16 protein-coding genes are annotated in these 19113 nt (G+C 61.2%); 6 read left to right on the top strand and 10 right to left on the bottom strand.

Features of this window, described 5'->3' with window-relative positions; genetic code table 11:
* Positions 1 to 174: 174 nt before the first annotated feature.
* Positions 175 to 1182, top strand: coding sequence for a replication initiator protein A (locus tag ACR0CR_RS18285; protein ID WP_480601912.1), 1008 nt, complete (start codon positions 175 to 177; stop codon positions 1180 to 1182).
* Positions 1183 to 1186: 4 nt separating this feature from the next.
* Here ACR0CR_RS18285 and ACR0CR_RS18280 read toward each other — a convergent pair whose 3' ends face one another.
* The 4 genes from ACR0CR_RS18280 to ACR0CR_RS18265 form a co-directional block, all read right to left on the bottom strand.
* Positions 1187 to 1390 (bottom strand): hypothetical protein, encoded by a 204-nt coding sequence (locus ACR0CR_RS18280; RefSeq protein WP_480601910.1) that lies wholly within the window; start codon positions 1388 to 1390, stop codon positions 1187 to 1189.
* Positions 1391 to 1763: 373 nt separating this feature from the next.
* The gene (locus ACR0CR_RS18275) at positions 1764 to 3134 is read right to left on the bottom strand and encodes a nucleotide sugar dehydrogenase (protein ID WP_480601907.1); all 1371 of its coding nucleotides are present in this window, start codon (positions 3132 to 3134) and stop codon (positions 1764 to 1766) included.
* A 191-nt stretch (positions 3135 to 3325) separates the two neighbouring features.
* Complete coding sequence (locus ACR0CR_RS18270; RefSeq protein WP_480601906.1) at positions 3326 to 4501, bottom strand: glycosyltransferase family 4 protein; 1176 nt, start codon at positions 4499 to 4501, stop codon at positions 3326 to 3328.
* A 67-nt stretch (positions 4502 to 4568) separates the two neighbouring features.
* On the bottom strand, positions 4569 to 5657 hold the full coding sequence (locus ACR0CR_RS18265) for an NAD-dependent epimerase/dehydratase family protein (RefSeq protein ID WP_480601935.1): 1089 nt from the start codon (positions 5655 to 5657) through the stop codon (positions 4569 to 4571).
* 167 nt (positions 5658 to 5824) lie between these two features.
* On the opposite strand from ACR0CR_RS18265, the gene ACR0CR_RS18260 reads away from it, so the two are divergent.
* From ACR0CR_RS18260 to ACR0CR_RS18250, 3 genes are all read left to right on the top strand, one after another.
* Positions 5825 to 6865 (top strand): Gfo/Idh/MocA family protein, encoded by a 1041-nt coding sequence (locus ACR0CR_RS18260; RefSeq protein WP_480601903.1) that lies wholly within the window; start codon positions 5825 to 5827, stop codon positions 6863 to 6865.
* A gap of 97 nt (positions 6866 to 6962) precedes the next feature.
* Positions 6963 to 7883 (top strand): hypothetical protein, encoded by a 921-nt coding sequence (locus ACR0CR_RS18255; RefSeq protein ID WP_480601901.1) that lies wholly within the window; start codon positions 6963 to 6965, stop codon positions 7881 to 7883.
* A 3-nt stretch (positions 7884 to 7886) separates the two neighbouring features.
* On the top strand, positions 7887 to 9518 hold the full coding sequence (locus ACR0CR_RS18250; protein ID WP_480601900.1) for a GMC oxidoreductase: 1632 nt from the start codon (positions 7887 to 7889) through the stop codon (positions 9516 to 9518).
* Between the two features lie 4 nt (positions 9519 to 9522).
* On the opposite strand, the gene ACR0CR_RS18245 is transcribed toward ACR0CR_RS18250, so the two are convergent.
* The gene (locus tag ACR0CR_RS18245; protein ID WP_480601897.1) at positions 9523 to 10626 is read right to left on the bottom strand and encodes a glycosyltransferase family 4 protein; all 1104 of its coding nucleotides are present in this window, start codon (positions 10624 to 10626) and stop codon (positions 9523 to 9525) included.
* Positions 10627 to 10908: 282 nt separating this feature from the next.
* On the opposite strand from ACR0CR_RS18245, the gene ACR0CR_RS18240 reads away from it, so the two are divergent.
* Positions 10909 to 12210, top strand: a complete 1302-nt coding sequence (locus tag ACR0CR_RS18240) for a glycosyltransferase family 4 protein (protein WP_480601894.1) — start codon at positions 10909 to 10911, stop codon at positions 12208 to 12210.
* Entirely contained in the window at positions 12197 to 13309 is a 1113-nt protein-coding gene (locus ACR0CR_RS18235) for a formylglycine-generating enzyme family protein (protein WP_480601892.1), read from the top strand. Before ACR0CR_RS18240 ends, ACR0CR_RS18235 begins: the two co-directional genes overlap by 14 nt.
* 16 nt (positions 13310 to 13325) lie before the next feature.
* Here ACR0CR_RS18235 and ACR0CR_RS18230 read toward each other — a convergent pair whose 3' ends face one another.
* The 5 genes from ACR0CR_RS18230 to ACR0CR_RS18210 all read right to left on the bottom strand — a co-directional run bounded on the left by ACR0CR_RS18230 (position 13326) and on the right by ACR0CR_RS18210 (position 19101).
* Entirely contained in the window at positions 13326 to 14873 is a 1548-nt protein-coding gene (locus tag ACR0CR_RS18230; RefSeq protein WP_480601891.1) for a GMC oxidoreductase, read from the bottom strand.
* A gap of 16 nt (positions 14874 to 14889) precedes the next feature.
* Entirely contained in the window at positions 14890 to 15861 is a 972-nt protein-coding gene (locus ACR0CR_RS18225) for an NAD-dependent epimerase/dehydratase family protein (protein WP_480601889.1), read from the bottom strand.
* Between the two features lie 94 nt (positions 15862 to 15955).
* Positions 15956 to 16699 (bottom strand): polysaccharide deacetylase family protein, encoded by a 744-nt coding sequence (locus tag ACR0CR_RS18220; protein ID WP_480601888.1) that lies wholly within the window; start codon positions 16697 to 16699, stop codon positions 15956 to 15958.
* A 3-nt stretch (positions 16700 to 16702) separates the two neighbouring features.
* The gene (locus ACR0CR_RS18215) at positions 16703 to 18142 is read right to left on the bottom strand and encodes a protoporphyrinogen/coproporphyrinogen oxidase (RefSeq protein WP_480601886.1); all 1440 of its coding nucleotides are present in this window, start codon (positions 18140 to 18142) and stop codon (positions 16703 to 16705) included.
* Entirely contained in the window at positions 18139 to 19101 is a 963-nt protein-coding gene (locus ACR0CR_RS18210) for a lysylphosphatidylglycerol synthase transmembrane domain-containing protein (protein WP_480601883.1), read from the bottom strand. Before ACR0CR_RS18210 ends, ACR0CR_RS18215 begins: the two co-directional genes overlap by 4 nt.
* Positions 19102 to 19113 lie beyond the last annotated feature (12 nt).

Raw genomic sequence — 19113 nt, 5'->3', positions numbered from 1 at the left:
CATCTTTTTGAACCCTAAGTGAATCTGATCCCACGATAGAGTGACTCTGAACCCACGTTGTACTGACTCTGAACCCACGTTCCGGCGGCTTTACGCCCCCTGTGGATAACTCTACGGTGGGCGTCAATAAAACCACGAACAAAGATTCGGGCAGGAACATATGGGCAGGGCAGTATGAGCGGGTCAGGGGCGTTGTTGCCTGACCGGCACCCTACGGGCGATTTTTTTGTATGCGATATCTTCGATGCGCTGCCCAAGACAGATATGGGGTCGATGGAGCATCCGATGTTCTCGCTCTCGACCCGGCCGGACCGGCGGATCCTGAATTACGAACATAACGGGGTCGAGATCACGGTGACGCCTTCGGTGCGCGGTCTGGCAACGATCCATGACAAGGACATCCTGATCTTTTGCGTTAGTCAGCTGATGGCGGCGATCAATGCGGGTCGGACGGTCAGTCAGGTGCTGCATCTGACGGCGCATGATCTGATGGTGGCGACCAATCGTGAAACCAGCGGCGATGGCTACAAGCGCCTGCGCGAGGCGTTCGAGCGGCTGGCCGGGACCCGCATCACCACCAACATCGTCACTGGCGAGAAAGAGACCACAACCGGTTTCGGTTTGATCGAAAGCTGGGAAATCGTGCGCCACACCCGGGCAGGGCGAATGGTCAGCGTCAGCGTGAAACTGTCGGACTGGCTGTTCCGCGCGGTGCTGGCGAAATCGGTGCTGACCCTCAGCCGCGATTACTTCCGCCTGCGCAAACCGCTGGAGCGGAGGATCTACGAACTGGCGCGCAAACATTGCGGTCGCCAGGCCGAATGGCGAATCTCGGTCGAGGTGCTTTTGAAGAAATCGGGCTCGGCTTCACCCCGGCGGGTGTTCCGCAAGATGATCCGCGACATGATTGCGGCCGATCATCTGCCCGATTATGAGATGACCGAAGAACCCGGCGATCTGATCCGCTTTACCCGCCGCGGCCAAGTGGTCGAGGGGCCGGACAAGCCGATCCTGCCCTCGGAAGCCCTGGAAGAGGCCCGGGCGATGGCACCGGGTCATGATGTCTATGCGCTGGAAGCGGACTGGCTGGCCTATTGGGCCGCGTCAGGTCGTCCGCAGATCAGAAACCCGCAGCGGGCGTTTATGGGATATGTGGCCAAGCGGGTGGCCGGTCGGGACTGACGGGTCAGCCGGAATAGGCGTGGCGTTGTCTCCGGACCCGTATCTTTATCGCATTTACCGAACAGGTGGTAATAAGTGCTGCCAGAATGAACATCCAGCCGACCAGCATATAGGTCCCCAAGGCCATCAGGATGGAAGCACCGGAGTATAAAGCGATCCCGCCAGCGCCCAAGCCGACAAGGACAGCAATTCCGATAATTCCCAGCATGTTTTCCGGTCCTCCGGTTTTGGCCTTGGTCCGAGTACAACCCAAAGTAGACTATGTCGTATGCCATGAACAGATGTCCATTCTGATTTCGCTCCGAAATCATGGCAAAACTTTGAACCGCCTTGGGTTAAAATTTGGTTATTTTTACCTGACGGGGCTTTGCCCCATTACTCGTTTGGTACCATGTGCTTTTGGAATGCGCGCACCTGTTGCTGGGCAAAATATAATATGACGGTGATACATGGCAATGGGGCACCTCAAAGACGCGCGGAGCTTTGCCTGCCTGCATAGCTTTGCAAGGTTCGAGACAGAGGTTTCTCTGCGGCATTGCGGTCTTGTGGTGGCCGGGGTCGTCGCGGCACGTCCGGGTTGATCACATCTTGACCAGTCGCCCGCCCGCCACCTTTATTTCCCGTTTTTCAAAGACATTGCGCGTGTCGAACACCAGAGCCGCCTCGCGCGCGACCAGATCGTAATCGGGGGCGCTGTGGTCTGTGATGACGGCCACGGCCGCATAGGGTTCCAGGTTGCCCGCCGTCAGCGGCACAGATGTCCGGCCCGCAAGCCGCGGGAATTCACCGCCTTCGGGCAGGCTGGGGAAGTACGGGTCATGATAGTCGGCCTCGGCCCCCAGTTTCTCCAACTCGTCCAGCAGCACCAGGGCCGGGCTGCGGCGGGTATCCTCGACATCGCGCTTATAGGCGATGCCCATCAGCAGAATGCGTTGTCCGGTCAGCGGCTGCCCGGTTTCCGCCAGCGCCGAGCCGTTGCGCGCGGCCAGTTCCGCGGCCATCCGCGCGGCCAGCATCGATGGTACGGCGTCGTTGCTGGAGCGTGCCAGGTTGATGAGCGGTGTATCCGATCCCGCATCTGCGGCACGCCAGGCCAGATAGGCAGGTGACACCGGGATACAGGCGCCGCCGATGCCTGGGCCGGGATAGAACGGCATGAAACCAAAGGGCTTGGTTGCCGCGGCCTCGATCACTTCCCAGACATCCACATCCATGGCTTCAAGCGCGGTCTTCAGCTCGTTGACCAGAGCGATATTGACGGTGCGAAAGCTGTTTTCGACCAGCTTGACGGCCTCGGCCGTGGCGGCCGAGCTGACCGGCACCGCGCTGGTGACGATAGAGCGATAGAAATCCTCGACCAATTGCCGTGACAGCGGGTCGTCGGCCCCAACCACTTTGGGGATGCTGTGCGTGTCGAACTTGTCATTGCCCGGGTCTTCACGCTCGGGCGAAAACGCCAGGAAGAAATCGCTGCCTGCGCGCAGACCGCCTGCTTCGAGGATCGGTTGCACCAGTGTGGTCGTGGCACCGGGCCAGACGCTGCTTTCCAACACGACCATCTGACCGGGACGCAAATGCTGCGCGATGGTCTGGGCTGCGGCGGCGACAAAGCGCATGTCCGGGTCTTGTGCGTCCGTCAGCGGGGTCGGCACGCAGATCAGGATCACATCGGCCTCGGCCAGCGCGCTGGCATCCTGTGTGGCGCGGAATTTGCCGCTATCGACGGCCTGCGCGATCCGATCAGGTTCCAGGTAGGATATCACCTGATCCCCCTGATTGATCCGCCCCACCCGATCAGGGTTGAGGTCCACGCCGGTGGTATCGAATCCCTCGTCATAGGCGGTCAGCGCCAGCGGCAGGCCGACATAGCCCAATCCAACCACAGCAACCCGTGCGTTACGCGCCGCAATAAGCTGTTTGAGGGACTGGTGATGCGAGGTTTCGTAATTCATAATCTACCCTGATCGTACAAAGTTACACTGAAATCAATTGGCCTCACGGCTGCCGAAAATTCCGGCCCTCTTCACGGATAGGGTGGAACGGGGGCGAATCCAACATATTTGTCGGCATGGAGAGACACCACAGTATTGTGTTTCCCAAGGCGATTTAATTTTGGTCTCTTGAGGAAATTGTTGAGAAAATTCTAGTCCGCCCGAAGCGCGCGCCGAAAAGACTTCTCGGCCAGTTCCGCACCTTTGTCCCAGCTAAACCGCGAGGCCTGCGTCAACGCCTTTTGGGACAGATCGTTTTGCAGGCCAGGCTCACTCAGCAGGCGGATGGCTTGATCGGCCAGAGCCTGGCTGGACAGAGGATCGAAATAAAGCCCGCCATCGCCCACCACTTCCGGAAGGCTGCCGCGATCCGAGGACAGAACGGGCGTGCCGCAGGACATCGCCTCAAGCGCGGGCAGGCCGAACCCTTCCCAGAGCGAGGGGAAGACCAGCGCATCAGCGGCATTGAGCAGGGCAGCCAGTTCCGGGTCATCGATTTCGCCGGTAAAGACGATGCTTTCCGACCGTTCCGCATCCGCGGCGGCGCTGGCCTTTAGGTCCTCGACATTGTCCCAGAACCGCGCGCCGGTGGTGCGCCCGACAATGGCCAGCCGAGCATTGGGGACGCGTGTCAGGATCTCGGGCATCGCCTCGATCAGACGCAGCACGTTCTTGTGCCGGTTGAACCCGCCCACATAGACCAGCAAAGGGGCATCCGCCGGAATGCCATATGCTTGGCGCGTCTGCGCCAGAAGCTGCGTGTCGGGGATGTGCCGAAAGATCGGCTCGGCCCCTTCGGTGATGATATCGGTGCGCGCAGCGGGGATGCGCAGGATGCGGCTCAGATCGTCGGCGGACGCCTGCGAGATCGTCATGATCCGAGTGGCCTGTTTCTTGGCCAGCCAGCACTTTGCCTGCCACAGGCGGAAGTTCAGCTTTTTGGGGAAAATGAGATCGGGGAAGCGTTCGGGAATGGTGTCATGAAAACACACGACCGAGGGCCGCCGGGTCAGTTGCAGAAAATAGGAATAGACCGCCGGGTAGAAGAACAGATCACAGTCCATCCGTTGCGCGGATCTGGCCATGGTTATCAGGTCGGCCCCGCCGCGTGCCGAAGCGCCCGAGGAGGCCTCGGACATCGACCTGTCGGACCCGGCGATCCGGATATCGACGCCTTCGGGCACGGGCCGCGTCGGTTCCTGATCGAACAGCAGCGTATAGCGGAACCCGGATTGCCGGGCCGCCAGCGCGGGAATCAGATTGCGGGTGAACCGCCCAAAGCCACGTTCATTTTCCCAGGAACTGGCGTCTACGCCGATATGCAGCATGCTTTTGCCTTGATAGCGGCCCTGAAATCCGGGCCATGCGGTTGCGTTTCAAATGATGGGCGTGACGTCAGCCAAACCGGCCCCGCAAATAGTCTGCTGTTGCCGCCAGGCCTTTTTCAAGCGGATAGTCGGGCTGATAGCCCAGCCGGGCCTGCGCATGTGCGATGCTGCACACGCCCTTGGCGGCAAAAAGCTCCAGCAGATGCCGGTCGGGATAAGCGGCCCCATCGCCCGAGGCCACACGCCGTTTGATGGCGCGCACCAGTGCCTCGAACCGGTCCCGCCCCAGCAGTGTGCGACCAAGCGCGCTGATCCGGGCCGCAACCGAGAGGGCCTCGGGGCCCGCATCGTGATCGGGTTCAGGCCCCAATCGGTCCGAGAGGGTCTGATAAGGTTCAAACCGCAATTCGCCCTTGCCGATGATCCGGGAATAGCCTGACAACAAGTCAGACCAGGCCGCCGGTTCAGGCCCCGAAATGACAAAGCGTTCCTGGCGCAGATTTTCCAGCACGGCCGCCCTGAGAATGGCCTGTACCACATCATCGACGAATACGGCATTACACAGGCCTTCGGGCTGCGGCAGAATCTGCGCGCCTGCGGCAAGGTTTTCCGTCAGCCCGTCGGTCCACAGGGCGCTGCCGGGCCCGTAAATCAAGGTGGGTTGCAGGATGGCGGCCGGGATCGGTCCGGCCATCAACTGCTTTTCCATCTCGATCTTGGCCTGACGATATGGGCTGCCGCCAGGGCGTTGCATGGGGCTGGTTTCATCCAGATCTTCGTTGGGCCACAGATCATGAACCACGATGGAACTGGTGTGGATGATCCTGCCAACACCAGCATCCTGCGCGGCACTGAACAGCGCGGCAAAATCCGACAGGTTCTGCCCGGACGTGGCCCGCACATCATAAGCCAGATGCACCAATATATCGTGACCCCGCAGGGCCTCTGCCACCGCTGCCCGATCACCAAGTGCTGCGGTGACAACCGTGACGCCCTGTGTCTCAAGGTCTTTTGCGCCGTGGCGGCTGCGCAGCAGGGCGGTGACCCGCGCCCCGTTTTTCAGAAGGGCCGGAACCAGACGCGCCCCAAGGAATCCCGTTGCGCCGGTGACGAAGACCGCCTGCCCCTGCAGTTTTTCCGAGCCGGTGAAGTTCACTGTTGCCAATCCTTCTTCAATTCAAATCAAGGCATGAAATCGTTGCGCCTCAGAAGCCTAGCGCAGGGTGGTTGCGCATGCTACTCCGCTAACAGATGATCTGCTGTTATAGATGTCCGGGGTGTAACACCCCATGGTTTTGAGTGAGGAATTTTATGAGGATCGGTGTGATCGGCGCAGCCGGCAAGATCGGGCAGATGCGCGTGCAGACCATTATCGACAACCCTGATACGACACTTGCCGCAGTTATGGATATGGACATGCACCGCGCCGAGGCCGTGGCCAACGGTGCACCGGCCTTTACCGATGCGGACCGGTTCTTTGATGTCGATATGGATGCGGTCGTGATTTCGACCCCGGCGCATGTGCGCGAACCTTTGTGCCTGATGGCGTTTGACCGGGGGCTGCATGTGCTGTCGGAAAAGCCGCTGGCCACCACGGTCGAGGCCAGTCGCAGGATTGTTGCCGCGGCCCAAGCGGCGGGCAGGGCCCTGGGTGGCGGGTTCAACATGCGGTATTACCCGGCCTTTTCCTACGTGAAGGATGTGATCGGATCCGGCCAGATCGGAGAGGTTGACCATGTGCGCATCTATGGCGGGCATGAGGGTCTGACGAAATTCGTATATGACTGGGAATACAAGGCCGAGATTTCAGGCGGTGGCGCGCTGTGGGATGTGGGCATTCACATGACCGACATGGCTCGCCACATGCTGGGCGAAATCACCAGCGTTTACGGCGTTGCCACCGAGAAGGTCTGGAAAGAGCCGGGTTCTGAGGACAACGCGATGGCGATCTTCAAAAGCCCCGAAGGTATCCCTGCGATCTATCAGGCCACCTGGACAGACTGGAAGGGCTACAAAAGCCAGATCGAGGTCTATGGCAGCAAAGGCATGGTGCGCGGGGCCTATGCGCCGATGGAGACGTTGCTGATCACCATGGACCGTCCGGGCGGCAAGCCCACCCGTCAGCATCGCCGCTATCCCGGGATCATGCTGCGGGAAAAGCTGAAATCGTGGAAGACCACGGCGCTTTTGTCCTTTGCTGATGAGTTGCGGGAATTTGTCGGCCTGTGCGCGGGTCAGACTGGTTTGCGTATTTCCGATGGCCATGCGGCCCTGCGCGCGATCGAGGTTGCGGATGCGGTGCGCGCAAGCAGTGCGTCCGGCCAGCCGGTCACGCTTGAGGCGCTGGGGGACATGGCGGCATGAGCTCTGATCGGTTTCCAGACGACGCTTGGCATCCCGACCGGGCCTTGTCAGTATTTGCCTCGAAGAGGCAGGATTTTTTCAGTTTCAGGAGCTTGCGGTGACAGATCATCCAACGCTTTCCATTGTTGTGACCATTGTCGATGGCGGCTCTTACCTGCGCGACTTTCTGGTGTCGGTTGCCGCGTTCGAAAACCCGCCGCCGCTGGACATCATCGTGCCCTATGATGCAAGCGTCGCGGACGCCGCTGATTATGCGGCAGAGTTCCCGGATGTGAATTTTCTGGACCTCGGCCCCATCACACCTGCCCGTCCGATCACATCTGAGGCGGGCCAGCACGAGCTGTTTGACCGCCGCCGCGCCGCCGGTCTGGCCGCAGCCACCGGCGACGTGATCGCGATCCTCGAAGATCGCGGGCATCCGCATGCAGACTGGGCCTGTACCGTCATGCGCCTGCATGCGGAAACCGGCAAGAATGTCATCGGCGGCGCCATCGACTGCAAGGAACCGGTCTCGTTGTTGAACTGGGCTTTCTATGTGACAGACTTTGGCCGCTATGGTCTGCCGTTTGACAGCGGCCCGGCCGAGTGGGTCTCGGACGTGAACGTGACCTATAGCCGGAAGGCGCTGGAGGCGACCCGCCACCTGTGGAAAGAGCGGTTCCGCGAACCGGTCGTGCACTGGTTTCTGATTGAACAGGGCGAAGAACTGTTGCTGTCGAATGAACTGGTTGTCGATCATGTGCGCCCTCCGGCCACGCTGGGTCGGTTGCTGCCGGAACGGTTTCACTGGGGGCGTCTGTTCGGCCATATCCGCGCCATGCACATGAGCGGCGCGAAGCGGATGGCCTATATCCTGTCGAGCCCGCTGATCCCTCCGGTTCTGTGGGTGCGTCACGGTCTGACGCAGGCGGGCAAGGGGCGGCTTTTGCGGTACCTGACCGCGCTGCCTTATATCATCATCCTGACCATTGCCTGGACCTGTGGCGAGGTCTGGGGCTACATCACGCGCAGGCCCTGAACGATGCAGGCAACCGGACCAGAATACGATGTCATCGTCATAGGCTCCGGCGCTGCCGGGGGGTGGGTTGCGAAGGAAACAAGTGAACGCGGCTGCCGGACATTGATGCTGGAAGCGGGGCGCGCGCTGGATTCCAAAGATGATTTCCCCGACAGCGACCGCGCAGGCGGGTCTCGGGTCAGCATCCTTGCCCGTGTCATGGCGATCCTGCGGGGACAGCATGTGCAGGCGCGCTGCATGTCCTTCACACCGCTGACCGGGCATCTGTTCGTCAATGACCGGCAAAACCCCTACACCACGGCGAAAGGGGCGCATTTCAACTGGTTCCGGTCCCGTCAGGTGGGCGGGCGGCTGCATCTGTGGGGCCGCAACGCGCTGCGCCTTTCGGATCAGGAATTCAAGGCGGCCGAACAGGACGGGTTCGGTGACAGCTGGCCAATTTCCTATGCCGATCTCGATCCTTGGTATGGCCGGGTTGAACGGTTTCTGGGGGTCGCGGGCGAGAAAGCGCAAATCGAAAACCTGCCTGACGGCATCTACGACGCCCCGCATCCGCTGACCAAGGCCGAACGCGCGCTTATGGACGAGCTGGCGCAGAAATGGCCCGATCGCCCGGCCACCACCTGCCGGATCATTCGCCATGTGCCGGCGCGAACGCCGCTGCCCCTGACCGCCGCGCAGGCAAGCGGGAATTTCGAGCTGCGCAGCGGGGCGGTGGTGTCAAGGATCGAAACCGATCCCGAAACGGGTCTGGCGACCGGCGTTCGCTATATCGACGCGGCCAGCGGGCAGGAACACATTGTGACGGCACGGGTGATTGCGGTTTGCGCCTCGACCATTGAATCCGTGCGACTTCTGCTGAACTCTCACGGGCCGCAACATGCGCGGGGGTTGGGCAATTCATCGGGCAATCTGGGGCGCTATCTGTCGGACCACCTGATGGTCTTTCGCGCAGGGACCCTGCCCGAGGTCGAAGGGCTGGGGCCCGATCACGACCCTTATGATTTCGGGGCCCAGTCCGGCATCTACATCCCCGGCTTCCGCAATCGTGGCGTGCGTGACGATTGCGGGTTCCTGCGCAGCTATTCTTTGTTGGGATCTGTCGGGCGGATCGAGCCGGGTTGGTTCTTCATGGCGATCGGAGAAGTTCTGCCGCGTGCCGAAAACAGGATCGAGCTTGACCCCGGCAAACGCGATGCCTGGGGTATTCCCGCGCCAAAGGTCACGCTGCGCCATTCCGAGAATGAACGCGCGATGGTGCAGGATATGAAGGAGACGCTGAAGGACGTATCGCAGACGTTCAATCTGCCGGATGATCTGCTGGGGCGCGAAAGCCTGATCTCGAAACTGGCGTATAAAATGGCCGGACCGTTGGTCTATACCCCGGACGGCGCCTTGCAGCCGGGATCATCCATCCACGAAACCGGAGGGGCATGCATGGGTGACGATCCCAACCGGCATGTGCTGAACGGGGATCTCGAGGTCTATGACTGCCCCAATGTCCATGTCACGGACTCGGCGTCGTTTCCGACCAATCCGTTTCAGAACCCAGGCCTGACCATCATGGCCCTGTCCGCCCGCGCAGGCGCGCGGATCGCCGAAAAAGTCACCGCAGAACGGGAGCGCGGCATCTGACGCGTCAGATGCGGTGCTGTTTGACCAGATCGTAGTAGGTTTTTTCAAACTGACGGTGCACCCAATCCGGGTCGAACCGGTCTTCGCGGCTGCGCTTCAGGGCATTGTCCGCAAGCGTTTTCCGACGGCCTTCATCTGACAGGACATTTGCCACGGCGGTGCAGATCGCATCGATATCACCGATTGGAACCACTGCGCCCACGCTGTCATCGATCAGTTCAACCACGCCGGAACAAGCGGTGGCAACGGCGGGCGTTCCGGCCTGAAACGCCTCGGCGATCGTAAATGGCAACGCCTCCCAGCGTGAGGTCAGCAGGAACAGGTCAGCGGCACGCAGATGGCGGATCGGTTTATCTGTCCGACCGATGAACTGCAGATGCTTGCCGACCCCTTTTTCCTGCGCCAAGGCATGCAGCTTTGCCTCGTCCGGCCCGTCGCCGGCAACGACGAAGCGGTAACCGGGGTGGGTGTGCTTCATCCGAGTGACGCAATCGATCAGAATGTCGATCCCTTTCTGCGGCTGCAGGCGGGCCAGTGTCAGGATCACCCGCTCGCCATCTCCAAGCAGCTTTGCCCTGAGTTCGGCCACCTCTTCGGCGCTGTCTTCGGGCGGAGGGGACACGCCCAGACCGATCACTTTCAACTTGTCCTTTGGCACATTGCCGATCGTGGCCAGATCTTCGGCCGAGCGATGACTGGGTGTAATCACCAGGTCACATTTGGCGGCAATCCGGCCAAAGGCGGCAATACGTTCCGGTTCAGACCCGTGATAGGTGACGGCGACCGGAACGCGGTGACCGGTGCGTGCCAGATTGGCGACCAGAGCGGGTGCGGATTCGTGGCAATGGATCAGATCGACGGGGTTGCGCGCCAACCAGCGTCGCAAATGCCAGGCTGCGCTGGCCGTGTGGCGCAACCGGTTAACCATGTTGCCCCCTTCGCCTGCAACATAGCGCGTAGGCAGATCCAGAAATCCGTCCCCACGGTTGGGACCGGCCCAGATATCAGCAGTGCCCGCCAGCGTGATGCGGTGGTTTCTGGCCTCCAGCCAGTCGCTCAGCCCGAGGATATGCCGGGTGATGCCGCCCATGCCAAACTGGGAACCCATTTCGACGACATGAAGGGGATTTGAAGGGGGGGCCGTTTGCATCTTCTGTAGGTCTGAACCGAATTCCTTAACAATCGCGCGATCATACCACGCGCATGGTATTTGCCCATGTCATGATGGCGGACCGGTGCAGCTTGCAATTATCTGCAGCAAGCCCGCAACACCGGTCGCCAACCGGGTGGCCGCGTGACTTGTGCCTTTCGATTGTCGCAGGGATCGTGTTTCATACCGGATAGTTATTGGTAACTCGGTACAATTCGCATGCAGTCTTTGCGCATTTTGATGTTCACCACATTTTACCCGCCCTATTCCTTTGGTGGCGATGCCGTGGGCATTCAGCGCATGGCCCGGGCGCTGGTGGCGCGCGGCCATGACGTGACGGTGGTCCATGACGAAGACAGCTATCTGATCCTCGGCGGCAAACCCCAGCCCGAGGGCGATCCCGATGGGGTGCGGCGGATCGGGCTGCGCAGCCGCAATGGCATGATGTCGAACCTGCTGACCCAGCAGCTTGGTCGTCCGGTGATGCACGCCGCGCGCATCCGCCAGATTCTGGATGAACGAAAACCGGATATCATCTGGCACAACAACACCTCTCTGATCGGCGGGCCGGGCCTGTTGCCGATGGGCGAGGGGCTGAAAGTCTATGAAGCACACGAACACTGGCTGGTCTGTCCGACCCATGTTCTGTGGCGGCATGGGCGCGAGCTGTGCGACGACCGCCAATGCCTGCGCTGTGTGCTGAACTACAAGCGCCCGCCGCAGCTGTGGCGCTATACCGGCGCGCTGGACCGGGCGCTGGATCACATGGATCTGATCATCGCCAAAAGCGAATTCAGCCGCGCCAAGCACCGCGAATTCGGCTTGCGCCAGGACATGCAGGTGCTGCCCTATTTCCTGCCCGACCTGGATCAGGATGCATTGCCGGAACCGGCAGCGCACGACCGCCCCTATTTCCTGTTTGTCGGGCGGCTGGAAAAGATCAAGGGGCTGCAGGACGTGTTCCCGGCCTTTGACCGCTATCCGGATGCTGATTTGCTGATCCTCGGGGATGGGGATTATGCGGATGAGTTGAAACAACAGGCAGCGGGCAATGATCGGATCAAATTCCTGGGCCGCAAAACGCTTGAGGAACTCAACGCCTATTACCGGGGTGCCATCGGTCTGATCGTACCGTCCGTGTGTTACGAGACTTTCGGCATCATCCTGATCGAAAGCTTCCGGCTGGGCACGCCCGTCATTGCCCGGCGGCTGGGCCCCTTCCCCGAAATTGTCGAGCGGGCCGGGGGCGGGTCGCTGTTCGAGACCGAAGACGAACTGATCGCGGCCATGCGCGATCTGCAGCATCAGCCGGACCAGCGCGAGGTACAGGGTGGCGCTGCGCGCAAAGCCTTCAGGGATATCTGGCACGAGACCTCGGTTCTCGAATCCTATGGCGCGGCATTGGCGCGTGCGGCGCATGAAAAAGGCGACCGCGCATTGGCCCAGGCGCTGGAGGCCGGGGCGTTCGAGCATGGGGTCATGAATCAAATGCCCAGCGGGCTTCCGGGCAAGCAAGAGGGAATTTCAGATGGCGTTCGGTAGAACTTCGACGAGACCAGAAAAGGGTTCTTTTGTCGGAGGACTGCTTCGATGGGTGCTGCGGCTGTTCTGGGTCACGTTGTCCGGAGTATTGATGGTTTTTGTGCTGCTGGCCGGTGTTCTCATGCTGGTCGTGATTGCCAATACGGCGCTGCGCGATCTTGAGTTCAAGATGCGCGCGACCACCGAACAGGACCAATTGCCTGAACCCAATCTGTCCAGCCTTCAACAGGCAGCACTTTTTGTAACGGCTCAGGTTCTTCCGCTGCACCAACCGGGGCATCAGATGACCATGCCTGGCCGCGTCTTCCGGGATTGTGAGGGTTGCCCGGACATGGTCGAAATTCCCAAAGGGTATTTCCTGCTTGGGTCCCCAATTTTTGAAGAGGGCAGGTATACGCATGTGTTTAGTTACACGCCGCTTCGAAAGCAGTTGAAATTTGCCAATCGCGAAGGCCCGAGACGTCTTGTGCGCATTCCGCGCGCGCTGGCGTTTTCCCAGCATGAGATCACCTATGGGCAATGGCGGCAGGCGCAAGAAGACCCGGACTGGACGGCCATAACCGGGCGCGAGCCGTATTTTCCCGATCTGGAGGCAGATTATCGCGACGATCAGCCCATGACACCGACCGAATGGAGCGATGCCAAAGCCTATGCATCTTATCTGAGCGCCAAGACAGGGCACACCTATCGCCTGCCCACGGATGCGGAATGGGAATATGCCGCACGGGCCGGGACGGTAACACGGTTTCCATGGGGCAATGATATCGGAATAAACAATGCAGTTTGCCTCAGTTGTTCATTCCTGTGGCCTGAGCAGGAACCGGGGCCTGTGGGGCTGCACCCTCCCAATGGATTTGGGCTTTATGACATGCACGGTAATGGTTTCGAATGGGTCGAGGATTGTCATAAGGACGATCATGATTCAGGGAAAACCGACGGTTCTCCTTATGTTGAAGATGAAGAGTGTGAGTTCCGGACAATTCGCGGTGGTGGCGCGGGTGTTCCGGCATGGCAGAACCGTTCTGCGTTTCGTGTTGGCCCACATCACTACAATCGGGGCCATGGGCATGTCATTCGTCTGGTCCGGGAACTGGGCTAACCCATCAGGCCAATTGTCAGGGGGCCAGCGTACCAATCCGATGGGCGTTGGCCATGACCGAGAATGTGATGGTCGTGGCGGCAATGCTGGGCAGGCTTGAGGCATCGACCAGATGCACCCGCGACAAGCCGTTTGGCCGACCCAGGCTATCACATTGCCCTGACCCCGGCGCTTTCGCCATGGGGACTGATCCGCCCACATGAAAGCTGGATCCTACGTCGCCCGGGCGGCGAGCAAAGCTGAGGGGCGCGAGGCCCCCAAGTTTCAGAACCTGAGCCAGACGTGCAGTGGCGCGTGACATGACCTGCTTGGTTTCGTCATTGGTTTGCACTGCCGGAACAAGCCGACCGTCAGCGGCCAGCGTCAGGTCGATCCGAGCGGAATGGGCGGAATGCAGAAAGGCCTGAGCCACGACCAGGCGTTTTGCCAACATGCGCCACAAAGGGGCTGACCCCGGCAGTTTCGCGCCATAGCTGCTGATCAGGTCATGTGCGTAAAACTCGTTCCAGGTATAGACCTGCGCATGGACCAGATGGGGTGAGACTTCGGGATCATCCAGTTCGATGAAAAGCTGCGGCAGGGTGTGATAGGGTTTTCGATCCGGACGTCGCGGCGCACGCCAGCGGTGCAGGCTGGGCAGAAAGAAATGTTGACTGTCCTGCAATTGCAGACGGCCCGCAGGGTCCGGGGACGAGGTCAAAAGCAAACGGGCCGTTTCCAGAACTCCGGCGGCGACAAAGATGCGGTCGGCCTGCAGAGTCTCGCCATCCTGCAGCGTGACAAGGACTTGATCGGCCTGCTCTTTGAACTGGCGCACCAGGCCTGCGCGATGGCGAAAGCCAGCATGCAAGCGCAACGTTTCCAGCGTTTGCCCAGAGGCGTAAATCAGACCCCAGGGGCAGCCATGCAGGCATTGGCCACAATACCGGCAGCCCGCCGCAACGGCCAGCCGCGCGGTCCCGGTATGGGCGCCAAGTTTCGAAAGCTCGGCCTTGCGACGCTCCAGACTTGATAGCAATCGTTCGGCCTGAGGGGATGGGGTCAGCGGGGTCCGGTCCTGCATTGAAAAATCGGGGAACAGAGCCTGCAAGTCATCCACCCGGCCGCTGATCGGCAGGAATTCTGCAACCGCCCGGTAGTGTGGCGACAGATCATCCATCCCGATTGGCCAGTCCGTGATGTCAGCGGCACGGTTGGGCAAAACCGCCGAGCCCCACAGGTTGGACAACCCACCCATCGCGTGCGAGGCGCGCAGCCCGATCTGATCTGGCGCAGTCAGCGTCTGGGCCCCGGGGACCATGGCGAAATCCGATCCGAACCGGCGCACTTGCCCGGGTGGCGTGTCGAATTGTGGCGCTTGCCAGGTCTTCACGTCATCGACGGACCAACTGTCAGGATCACCAGAGGCCAGGTGATCGCGACGGTCCTGCGCCGCAGATTCCAACCCGCGCCCGCCATCCAGCATCAGAACCTGACGACCCCGATCCAACAGGGCCTTGGCCACGGATACGCCTGACGGTCCCGATCCGATCACCAGATCGGTCACGGGGCGCGACCTGTCCATTGCCCGGAATTTGGCCTCATGCCGGGACCGGGCGTTTCATCTCGGCAACGATGTCATCAATGATCTGCTGCAGCGTCCTCATCGGGCGGAACCCGGTGACACGCTGCAGCTTTGAAACATCGGGCAGGCGGCGCTGCATATCCTCGAACCCTTCGGGATAGACCGTGTCATAGGGAACGCATTGGATTTCTGAACTGGACCCCGTCGTGCGGATCACCTGTTCGGCCAGTGCGCGGATCGTGACCTCTTGATCGGTGCCGACATTGAAGACATCACCGCGCGCTTCAGGCAGGGTCATGAGCCTGCACATGGCCTCGACCACATCCGCCACATGACCAAAACAGCGCGATTGCTCACCCGTGCCATGCACCATCAGCGGCGCGCCTTCCAGCGCGGATTTCACGAAATTCGGCAGCACCATGCCGTAGCGCCCGGTCTGTCGGGGCCCGGTGGTGTTGAAGAACCGCAGAACCGTGACTGGCAGGTTGGATTCCCGTGCATGGGCCAGTGCCAGAAACTCGTCCAGCGTCTTGGCGCAAGCATAGGACCAGCGCAGGTTGCGGGTGGCACCAATGGTCAGGTCGCCCTCTTCCTGAAACGGGAACGTTGTGCTTTTGCCATAGACCTCAGAGCTTGAGGCGATGAAGGTATGCGTCTTGTCCACCAGCGCTGCGTCCAGCACGTTCTCGGTGCCTGCGACATTGGTCAGGATCGACCGGCTGGGCTCGTCCATGATCAGTTTCACCCCGACAGCCGCCGCCAGGTGAAACACCACATCCGCCGGGCCAACCAGATCGGCGACCTGCTGGCGATCCAGGATACTGCCTTTGACGAAGGTGAAATCCGGGTGGTCTGCAACACTGGTCAGGTTCGACATCAACCCGGTCGACAGGTCGTCCAGAACCGTGACGGCATGACCAACCGCTATCAGTCTTTCCGTCAGATGAGAGCCGATAAACCCGGCGCCTCCGGTAATCAGAATATGCATATGTTCGTACCTGTCACTTGTTGAGAACCACTGTGCCGGAGTGTACAACCCGCCGCGTGCCTCCGGCTATAGCCGCGGGAGAAAAAAGACCTGTTCACCAAGGCTTCCCCCGTATGGCCGCCCGCACGCCGCGCAGCATTTTGCGTGCGGCCAGATAGGGTTTGCCGCGACCGGCCAGATGCGCCTTCCAGCGGGCAATGTCGGTGAAATAGAACATCTCGAGCCGGGGCAGGTCGTGCGGGTCATCCCCTGCTGTGGCGACGCCCAGACGGGTACCGACCGATGTGTCATAATGCTGTGCGATCTGCGTACGCACGGTCGGATTTGAGGCCCCATAAGGTGGTGCGAAATGGCGAATGGGTTGGTCCAGCCGGGCCGAGATATCCTGACCGGGTCCGGTTACTTCGTCCTCAAGCGCCTCGGGCTCCAGCGTGGTGAGGTCGGGATGCGTGATGCTGTGCGCGCCAAATTGAACGCCTTCACCGGCCAGTGCCTCGACCTTGTCCCAGCCCATCAGGGGACGGGGGGGAACATGACCTCCGGCCCAGCTATCGGTGCCCCCCATCCGACCTGAGGGCAGGTAGACGATCGGGCAAAACCCGTGATCGCGCAGGATCGGCCAGGCGGTGTCGGCAAAATCGGCAAACCCGTCATCGAAACTGATGATGACCACACGGGGTGCAGGCGGGTTCGGCAGCGCATCGGGCGTGACCACCGGCAAGTTCGCATCAGCCAGCGCCTGCATCTGCGCGGCAAAGATATCCGGCGCGATCGAGGTCGGTCCCGGCGCGTCCGAGATCGAGTGGTACATCAGGATATCGGCCTGCCAGGCGGGCATGGTTTAGTCTTCCACCACATGGGTGGCAAAGACCTCGCGATACCGGTTCCACTTCGCGCGGTCGACATTGCCTTTGCCGTCGATGCAATCCGCCGCGCCATAGGCCATCGCGAAGGCATGGTGCGTATTGTCGTGGGCAAACAAGCCCTGACGCCCGAAGACCAGCAATCCGTCCATACCCGATAGCCACTGATCAACCGTGTCGAACCGGTCCTCGTACCCCACATCGTAGACCGGATAGGCATGGCTCAGCCGCCGGGTTTCGCAACGGCGCACAGGCACGGTGACCGGCAGACCCAACTGGCCCAGCCATTTGGTGAATTCTTGTCCCAGTTCCTCATCTGACATCGACCACCATTTTTCATCCGGGTCGCAGGGCAGTTCGGCGCACAGCACGGTGACGCCTTTGGGTTCGCCACTGGCGTTATAGTTCTTGGGCTCGGACATGCGGCTGATCGGGATCGACAGTTCCGGGAAGTAATGGGCATCAAACTCGGTGAACTGGTCGGTCTCCAGCACCAGATAGAGAAGGATCATGCCCCGGAACCGGATCGCGCGGGCGGCTTCGACCACCTCGGCCGGAGCGTCGCCAATCAGGCGCGTCAGCCCGGTCAGCGGGATGGTCGACAGGATCAGATCGCCGGTCAGGTGCCGCTCACCATCGCCTTCGCGGATCGTCAGCCCGGTGATGCGGTTGCCGTCCCGTTCGATGGCGGTGATCTCGGTGTTGAACAGGAAGGTGGTCCCATTGGTTTCGGCACTGTTCCGCATCGCGTCCGAGATCTGCCCGAACCCTTTGCGCGGATAGAAGAACCGCCCCGCCGTCTCACTGCGCAATCCCGGCAACAGGCGCAGCATTTTCATCAGGATTTTCCCGACCGAACCGCTGCCAACCCGGCGCTCGGCCAGTTTCACCGCCAGCTTGTCCGGGTCCAGACCCCAAAGCTTGCGCACGTAAGGGAAGTAGAAATTGTCCGAGATTGTCGGCCCCAACCCATCATAAAGCACGGTCGAGAATGTCTCGGGGCCTGTGCTTTTCTTGCGGAAGGGTTTCAGCGCCATATCCCCGATCAGTGATGCGGCAAAGGGTTTGGGCAGGCGCAGCAGCGCATCTGTCAGTTTCAGCGGGAAGTGAATCCACTTGCCGCCCAGCCGGATGCGCCCGTGGCGTGGACGCAGCAGCAGGTCATCGCCCAGCAGGGTTTTCACATCTTCCAGAACCTCGGGCTCGGCGGCTGGGTGAAACCGGTGCGAGCCATAGTCGCAGATCACCCCTTCGACGGGGAATGAGGCCGAGTTCCCGCCCGCAACAGCCGCGCGCTCGATCACGGTCACGCGGGCCTGTTTGGTCAGCGCGTGGGCTGCGGCCAGCCCGGCGGGGCCGGCCCCCAGTATGATGATTTCAGGCTTATCGTCGCCATCGAGTCGGGAAACATCCGTCACTTGCACTCTTCCTTTTGGGAATTTGCCGGAGCGCTGAACCGCATCCCGGACATGGTCAGAACCAGCGCGCCTAACCCGCCCGCTGTAAACAGAACAACTTGCCAGACCAGCCCGGCGGCCACGACCGCAGGGGCGCTGGCGCCGAAGGGGGCCAGAAAACCGGCCAGCGTTGCTTCGCGCAGACCCAGCCCGTTCAGGGACACGGGCAGAACTGCGATGATCTTGGCCAGCGGCCAGGCGAATATCCACGGGCCAGCCGCCACATCGACACCCGCCGCGATGGCCAGCCACCAAGCCAGCAGGACCAGCAATAGCTGGATCAACACCGAGGCGATGAAGGCCACGGCCAGCGTGCCGGGTTTGCGCCCCAGCCCGACCAGCGCATCGGCCAGACGATGGGCAAACCCTTTGCCGGGCAAGGATGGGACATAACGCCAGGGCAGGGGCAGCAGGCGCGGCAGCGCGACCATCCCTGCCAGCGCCGCCAGCAGGATCAGCGCCACCGGCCAGATCGTCTGCCCACCCGCGGCGTGTTCCCATGTCAGCACCAGGCCCAGACAGGACAGGGTCAACAGGGCCACCATGTCGATCAGGCGATCCACGGTCGCGCCCGCGACGACCTGTGCCCCATCCTTCATTGCTGCTTGCGCCAGACCGGCGCGCACCGTGTCGCCGCCAATCGCACCGGGCAGGCACAGGTTGGCGGCCAGACCCGCAAAATGCGCCCGGATGGCCAGCGGGGCCGGAAAGCTGCGCCCCAGCAGCAGCCACCATTTCAGCGCCGCCGCCACATGGGCCAGCAGGAACAGGATCAGAACGCAGGCAAAGACCCAGACCGGGATCGCCTTCAGTGCTGCCAAAATCGCGTCGGCTGGCAGGATCCAGAACAGGACCGCCAGAACCAGCGCCGACCCGGCCACCCGGATCAGCCAGCGCCGTTGACTAGGATCGGAAAGCATGTCGCCGCTCAT

The sequence above is a fragment of the Ruegeria sp. AM2 genome (assembly GCF_056540685.1).
This window is presented reverse-complemented; position numbering and strand designations above follow the sequence as displayed.